Source organism: Burkholderia sp. BCC1998, assembly GCF_905339875.1.
GTDB lineage: Bacteria > Pseudomonadota > Gammaproteobacteria > Burkholderiales > Burkholderiaceae > Burkholderia.
Map to the genome: position 1 here is coordinate 1 of NZ_CAJPHE010000052.1, position 6,907 is coordinate 6,907.

The window sequence follows — 6,907 nt, forward strand, 5'->3', positions numbered from 1 at the left end:
GCGAACATCGCATTCTGTCCGTTTCACCATCAACGGCCCATGCCAATGCCTATCGATTGCTGGCGAATGAAGGGCTCGTTATCCTGAGTTACTTTCCCATCTTCTGAATGTAGTCGATCTGATGACCGCCCTTGGAGACTTCGTTCGAGATTGTCGAACCGAGCTCGGCCTGACGCAGGCCGCGCTCGCGACACGCATGGGCGTGGACGACACCTACATCAGTGCAGTAGAAACGGGACGGCGGACGCCAGACGGCTCGCCGTTCTTGGAAATGCTAGGTCGAGCCTTGGAGCTCGACAGCGACCGGATTCTCCAGTTAAACAACGTTGCACGCAGGTCCCAGCGGCTTTTCCGCCTGCCGGAAGAGCTTTCGCCCCGCAAACACGCAGTGTTCATGGCAATTGCGGAAGACCTGCCACAACTGAGCCCCGAAGATGTCGAGATTATCGCGAGCGTTCATGCCGCGCTGGTTCGTAACCGGAAGTCTGGCGCGCCAGGCAATGTCGATGTGATCAGAGGAGAGGCTATGTAAAGAAAAAGCGCCACAAACCCGAGGGGCCTGCAGCGCTCTTTGGTCGGAACTAAGGAAGATTCGTGATTTGGCGATTTCGAGTCTCCTCCGCTCCGCCCTCAGAGTCAAGCCCTTCATTTCCCTATCAATCCGCTGCCGCGCGCGATTCGAGCAAATCCTGTCGAGTCGCGGATAGCGTTCGCCTATTGTCGACGTTATTTTCGACAACTTCTTGTTGTCGAGGGACAGCTCACGCCTGAAAAGGAGCAGCAGTGAAAACGAGGTACTCGATACCGCTTCCATGGGCCGCTGGCCACGAACCGGTCCGCAAAATCGTGACGCGGTCCGGTGGAATTCCGCGCGGACTTTTCCCGAGTCGAAAAAATAACCGAATGGTGGGATACGAACATCTGCTGGAGGCAGATGCATGCGTCCTATTTGAGATGTCCCCTCGCGTGGCGTCCTATCGCGAGCAGCCGGTGCGAATCTCGTTTCCTGATGGTGACCGGACCCGCCTTTACACACCCGACTATGAACTGGAACTGACCGACGGCAGGCATTTCCTCATCGAAATCAAGCCTGCACGTCGCCTGGCTGAGCAGGCAGTCCGCGACAAATTTGATCGTGTAGAAGAACATATGCATCGCCTCGGAAAGTTATTTCTGGTTCTAACGGACGAGTCCATTCGCAAGCAACCACGATTGACCAACCTACGGCGCCTGCGATATGAAGCGCCACTCTCTGCTGTCGACTACGATGCGATTCGCCGCAGCCTAAGGACTATAACTCGCTCTGAAATTAGCACATTAGGACAACTTATCTCGCTTCTCGGTTCGAGTGCCGTCGTCGATCTTCTTATGCGTGGGCATGCAACGTGTCCCCTCGATCGCCCGCTCAGCTATGACACGCCCGTCAACATATCTCTGGAGAGCAAGCATGAATGGTTTTTCATTGACGAAGGGACAGACTTTTAAGATCGATGGCGTAACATTTCGCATCGAACGCACACTCGATAACGGAAGCATCGCGCTTGAGAATTGCGAGACATTGGATTTAATCCGTAAGACAAAGCAGGAGATTCTGGAGGCCTACGCGGAAGGGCGAGTGGTCGCCATATCCAAGCGTGCCACCGAGGCAGGCGAGCGCTCCGACGATAGCACTTTGCGCGCCCGATATGGGCGTCCATTTTGCGAGCTTAAAAAGTCAGTGCAAATAGCTGCACTCAGGCGCAAAGCATATGTGGATCTCCTTTTGGCAAATGGCCGGCCCTCATACACGCCTGGCGCATTGAGGCCATTCATACAGCAAGTGGCCCAGGCGCTCAACGACAAAAGCCCTCCGAGCCCTACAACCGTTTATCGCTGGTGCAAAGCCATTGCGATTTCAAACGATCCACGCAAACTAATACCTAGACATGATCTCAAAGGTCCACGGAAGCCGCGAACGGACCAGAGAGTCATTGATCTCTTCATGGAAAGCATTGTCGAGGAATCGACCACCGCCCGCCAACTGGTGATGAAGAATGTCGAGGATCGTCTTTCTCGCAAGATTACCCAAGCCAATAATTTTCTCCCGGAAGAGGAGCATCTGCAGCCGCCCAACCCGAGAACCCTGTATCGATTGTTCGACAGAGTGCCCGAGTATGACATCACTATACTTAATGAAGGTAAACCAGCTGCCGACCGTCGTTATCGAATAGTTCGACGGGGCGTACAGGTTTCCCGAGTCCTTGAGCGGGTGGAGGTCGATCATACGCCCTTAGACGTATTTCTCTTAGACGAAGAAACGGGTCTTCCGTGCGGTCGACCAACTTTGACGATGTTGATCGACGTCTTCAGTCGAATGCCGTTAGGCTACTACATCGGCTTTGATGACACATCAACACTAGCGGTCATGCGTGCCGTCCGCCATGCGCTTCTTCCAAAGAAGCCGGCTAGAGCGGTTGTGCCAAACTTGATTGTACAGAACCCTTGGCTTTGCTACGGTCGGTTCGAAGTGCTCGTGTGCGACAACGGCCCCGAGTTTCACAGCGACTCCCTGGCCGCCGCGTGCTTCGATTTACAAATTCAGTTGTTGTTTTGCCCAAAGAGACAACCTCGCTTCAAGGGCGTGATCGAACGCTTTTTGAAGACCTGCAATTATTCCTTCGCGCATAGATTGCCGGGGACCAGCCTCGCACACTTCGCCGCTCGCGGCGACTACGATCCGCTTACCTGCACTGTCCTGACGATTTCAGAATTCACGCATCTGTTTGAGAAGTGGCTTCTTGACGTCTACGCACAAACCGTACACAACGGCATTGGAACTACTCCGAGCAAGAAGTGGGAAGAAGGCATCGCCGGTGTATCTCAGAAACTACCTGCGTCAGCCGAAGAAATCGCCTTACATCTTGGCATCGACAAGAGGCGTAGCCTGCGCCATGACGGTGTGTTGCTCAATGGCCTGTACTACGCTAGCGACGACCTGCTACCGATCATCTCTACATACGGTATAGGCGTGCGCGTTCGAGTTGCGTACGACCCCGAAGACCTCAGTTCTATATGGCTCTGGGCACCCGATGGGCAAGAAAGAATTCGGGTACCAGCCGTCAATGCAGACTATGCCAATGGACTTCGCTTGGCACAGCATAAATTGATCAGGAAGTACCGTCGCGATAGCGAGGAAAACAGCGAACACGCCAAAAGCCCAATGGAAGCGCGCCTTGAGATTTCCGATGCCCTGTCTGGTCTTGCGAATTCAAAGCATCTCAGGCAGCGCCGAAAGGCCGCAAAGGCGCTTGGGGTGAGCAACGAGAATCCTTCTGGCAACGCAGCACCAAGCGTCCCACAGCAACAGCAATCCCGCAAGACAAACTCTTCAAGCAATTCTTACGAATCCGCTGCAAGGTTAACTCGGATCCAACGGAACATCATCTAAAGGATGACGAAATGAAGAGAATCTCAGAGTTGTCTCCGAAGCAATTGGATGCGTTGACTCAGTTCCGCCGTGAAACCATCATGTTTCCACAATTCGAGAACGCTTATCGCAGCATATCGGAATCGTTGACGCTGTACCGTCAAACCGGTCTAGTCGATTGTATGGCTTTGTACGGGGAAACCGGTTGTGGAAAAACTACGGTATGCAAAGTTATTGAAGGCGAGAATCAACGCTACTCGGAACCCCACCGCGACGTCGTACCCGTTCTGTACGCCTCTATCCCAGCACTCGCTACGATCAGTTCTGTTGCCGAGTGTCTGCTGACCAAAATCGGAGACCCTGCTCCATCCAAAGGAACAAACTCGTCAAAAACCGAACGACTGATCGGCCTAATTCAAGCATGTGCGGTCGATATGGTCATACTCGACGAGTTGCAACATGTCCACGATCGTGGGCAGTCGCCCACGATCTACAAGGTGGGTGACTGGATCAAGAATTTTGCCGACCGAATCGCGAAGCCAGTCGTTCTTGTCGGCATTCGTCGGGCAGAGATACTCGTCGCCACAAACGGGCAACTTCGACGTCGATTTTCCGCCGGCCTGCCCATGGACAGAATGACCCTCGACAATGAGACAAGTACACAGGAATTCACCGCTCTTGTGTCGACATTGTTCGAGGCGTTACCAATTCAATGCGTCCTTCGACCGTCGTCATACGAAACGCTCGAGCAGCTGTACTACGCGACCGATGGTCGGATCGGGTATCTCGTCTCGCTATTTCAACGCGCGCTGATGCTCGCATTCTGCTCTGATTCGACAAAGATATCCGAAGCCATCCTCGAGCAAGCCTTCGTGGAGCAAATTTGGGAGGCCGGCCATCGTCAACTCAATCCGTTCAACAAGGACTTCTGCCGTCGTCGCTTAGACAAACGGCTAGAACCTTTTGCAGCGGAGAGCATTGGTGTGAAAGCGAAGATGAGACATCAATCGGAAACGAGGCCAATATGAACCGCGCCCCTCTCTTACTTCGCGATCCGCCTCACGAAGACGAGAGCCTCACCGAGTATCTGCGCCGGCTCCTGGGCGTCAATGGATACTCGGGAAGCTTCGATTTCGTCAGGAGCTTGCTTCAAAAAAATCCCGTCACTATCAAGGACCTTACCGAGTTAACCCTCGTTTCGGCCAAACAACTAAATTGCCTGCCGGAGCCGTGGCCTTCATGGATTAAACGGGAGGGCGACACCGCTTCGCCCGAAAAGGAGTCATGGCTCAATAGAACTCGTATGCGCTGGTGCCCAGCATGCCTAGCCGAGGACCACTACATCCGGTCAGCATGGTCGCTAAGCGTTTTCGTAGCATGCCCTGCACACAACGCGATGCTGAGAGAGTCGTGCGACGCATGCGGCAAGGTGTCGGCGTGGAGGAGCGGGTCATACATACAGTGCACGTGTGGTCGGAGGTTTGCCGAGATGACAATGGAGCGAGCACCGGAGACACATACGACGTTAATGCAATGGTGCAGCGGTAACGGTTCGAGGCAGCTAGCCAGTTCTGAGCAACGAGCGTCGCGCCGTCTTGTGCAGCCTTTTGCACGCCTTTCGCAGACTCAATTCTTGCGCCTGCTCCATGCATTGGCGCCGCACATATCTGCTCTCCATACGCATCCTCATGGCCGGACCCCCGGGCTTCAAAATTTGACCACAGCCGCAGACTATGTAGGTCAATGTGCTCAACTAATGCTGCACTGGCCATATAGCTTCCGGACGATGATGGCCAAGTACGATGAGAAGACCACGACAGAAACGAGCATCCGTCGAAAATACTCCGGTCTTTATCGCTTACTTTACAAGACGCTCGCAGGCAATGAATTCGATTTCATGAGGCGAGAGTTCGAAGCACATCTCGATGGCCACTGGTATGGGGCCATCGACGGACGGCATCGGGCATTTAGCAAGCGAGAGTGGCATACCGTGCTTTCCGCATCCGAGATTCGCCGAGAATTGGGGTGCTCGCGCAGCACGATCTGGCGGCTGATTTCGACCGGCCGACTCAATGCTCGCATTCTTCGTAGTCCGATTGGACGACGCTTTGCTGTCGCGGACGCGAACAGTGTTTCGCAGACGAGGACCGCTCTTCGCGATGTCATCGATCTACACGCAACTAGCGAACTGCTCGGCATAAGCCGTCGCCGCATTCGCATCATGCTGAACGCCGGCTTGATTGGGGAAACGCCAAATTATCATAGGAGCAAGTGGTCTATATCAGCGCACGAAGTACGCCGCCTGCTTGATCTTCCAGCATGCGACCGCACCGACCATTCGCCCGAGGAGACTCTGCTGCTCAGGCATGTGCTCCGCCACATGTGTAGAGATAACGCGGTGTTCTTGAGAGTCATCGAGTCGCTGCTTAGCGGCGCAGTACGATCGTTCGGGAAGGCCGCAGGCGTTCGCGGAATTGGAGCATATCTGGTGCACAAGGACGACGTTCGCTTGGCTATCTGCGACGCGAAGCGTCTTCCACCATCGACGATGAGCGCCCAGGCAGTCGCACAGGTGCTTTCAATAAAGGAGGAAGTTGCGTATCACCTGATCCGATCTGGCCTATTGCCTCATGATGTGTATCGAGTCAATGGTCGTGCGATAGATCTCGTCACTAAAGATGACGTTGTGAAGTTCCGATCAACCTACGTCTCTCTGGTCGATATTGCCAAACGTTGGAATGTCTCTCCTAAGGCGGCTTTGCGTCGCCTCAGCGAACGGGGAGTCGACGCGATCACGGGGCCCTCCGTGGATCGCTCACGGCAGTATTTTTATCGCGTAGCTGACGTCTCTGCTACTTAACAAGTAGCCGCGTGCTGCTGGAGGAACCGGCGAAAGCACGAACCGTCGCCGGGCGAGCTCGCCCGGCGACGGTTCGTGCAGTTAGAATTGGACCAACGTTTCAAATCCAATGAAAATCAAACCTATCGATCTTGAGAAAATGCAAAGCAGTGCTTCGCAAAGCGATGCCCCTTATCGTCTCAAGCCAGACACCTATTCAGCTCGCGGCAATCATAATGTCGCATTCGGCCTCACACTGCGGACGCTCCGAACGTCCCAACATCTCACACAGGAAACGCTGGCGTTTGCTGTAAACCTAGACCGGACGTACATCTCGCTCTTGGAGCAGGGTCGCCGTTCGCCAACGCTCGACACCGTCGTCGCGCTATGCAGAGGGCTCGGTTTTTCGGTTGTTGAGTTTCTCTCGATCGTCGAGTCACGGCTTGCGCTCACACCGATAGAGTAAGGCGAGCCTACATGGCGAACGCAAAACGCGCATTCTAGTATCGTTACGAAACTGGCGCTCAACACCAAGGGGGGACAATGCGAATCTTTGTTGATACAGAGTTCACCGACTTCATCGACTGCAATCTAATAAGCGTTGCGTTGGTTGCCGACGATGGCCAGGAGTTCTACGCAGAGTGCAACGACTTCGATCGACG

6 protein-coding genes and 1 pseudogene are annotated in these 6,907 nt (G+C 54.2%); all 7 read left to right on the top strand.

What is annotated here, in order from left to right; translation table 11 throughout:
• The first annotated feature begins 121 nt into the window (after positions 1–121).
• The 7 genes and pseudogenes from U5A56_RS36535 (at position 122) to U5A56_RS36560 (ending at position 6,711) form a co-directional block, all read left to right on the top strand.
• Positions 122–532: a helix-turn-helix transcriptional regulator gene (locus U5A56_RS36535; protein ID WP_321927323.1), complete on the top strand. Its 411-nt coding sequence runs from the start codon at positions 122–124 to the stop codon at positions 530–532.
• 371 nt (positions 533–903) lie between these two features.
• Positions 904–1,485: a TnsA endonuclease N-terminal domain-containing protein gene (locus tag U5A56_RS36540; RefSeq protein ID WP_321927326.1), complete on the top strand. Its 582-nt coding sequence runs from the start codon at positions 904–906 to the stop codon at positions 1,483–1,485.
• On the top strand, positions 1,448–3,427 hold the full coding sequence (locus tag U5A56_RS36545) for a transposase family protein (RefSeq protein ID WP_321927328.1): 1,980 nt from the start codon (positions 1,448–1,450) through the stop codon (positions 3,425–3,427). The genes U5A56_RS36540 and U5A56_RS36545 overlap by 38 nt, the downstream gene beginning before the upstream one ends.
• 11 nt (positions 3,428–3,438) lie before the next feature.
• Positions 3,439–4,434 carry a TniB family NTP-binding protein gene (locus U5A56_RS36550; RefSeq protein WP_321927330.1) on the top strand — a complete coding sequence of 332 codons (996 nt, stop codon included), beginning with the start codon at positions 3,439–3,441 and terminating at the stop codon, positions 4,432–4,434.
• Positions 4,431–4,796: pseudogene (locus tag U5A56_RS37310) on the top strand (TniQ family protein); the annotation flags it as partial. The gene U5A56_RS36550 and the pseudogene U5A56_RS37310, both read left to right, overlap by 4 nt.
• Before the next feature lie 396 nt (positions 4,797–5,192).
• On the top strand, positions 5,193–6,266 hold the full coding sequence (locus tag U5A56_RS36555; RefSeq protein WP_321927332.1) for a hypothetical protein: 1,074 nt from the start codon (positions 5,193–5,195) through the stop codon (positions 6,264–6,266).
• 109 nt (positions 6,267–6,375) lie between these two features.
• Positions 6,376–6,711, top strand: coding sequence for a helix-turn-helix transcriptional regulator (locus tag U5A56_RS36560; RefSeq protein WP_321927334.1), 336 nt, complete (start codon positions 6,376–6,378; stop codon positions 6,709–6,711).
• The last annotated feature ends 196 nt before the right edge of the window (positions 6,712–6,907 follow it).

What these genes read in the sequence shown, in the direction of transcription:
- U5A56_RS36535 (WP_321927323.1), top strand. Translation starts at nt 122, where the DNA reads ATGACCGCCCTTGGAGACTTCGTTCGAGATTGTCGAACCGAGCTCGGC.
- U5A56_RS36540 (WP_321927326.1), top strand. Translation starts at nt 904, where the DNA reads ATGGTGGGATACGAACATCTGCTGGAGGCAGATGCATGCGTCCTATTT.
- U5A56_RS36545 (WP_321927328.1), top strand. Translation starts at nt 1,448, where the DNA reads ATGAATGGTTTTTCATTGACGAAGGGACAGACTTTTAAGATCGATGGC.
- U5A56_RS36550 (WP_321927330.1), top strand. Translation starts at nt 3,439, where the DNA reads ATGAAGAGAATCTCAGAGTTGTCTCCGAAGCAATTGGATGCGTTGACT.
- U5A56_RS36555 (WP_321927332.1), top strand. Translation starts at nt 5,193, where the DNA reads ATGATGGCCAAGTACGATGAGAAGACCACGACAGAAACGAGCATCCGT.
- U5A56_RS36560 (WP_321927334.1), top strand. Translation starts at nt 6,376, where the DNA reads ATGAAAATCAAACCTATCGATCTTGAGAAAATGCAAAGCAGTGCTTCG.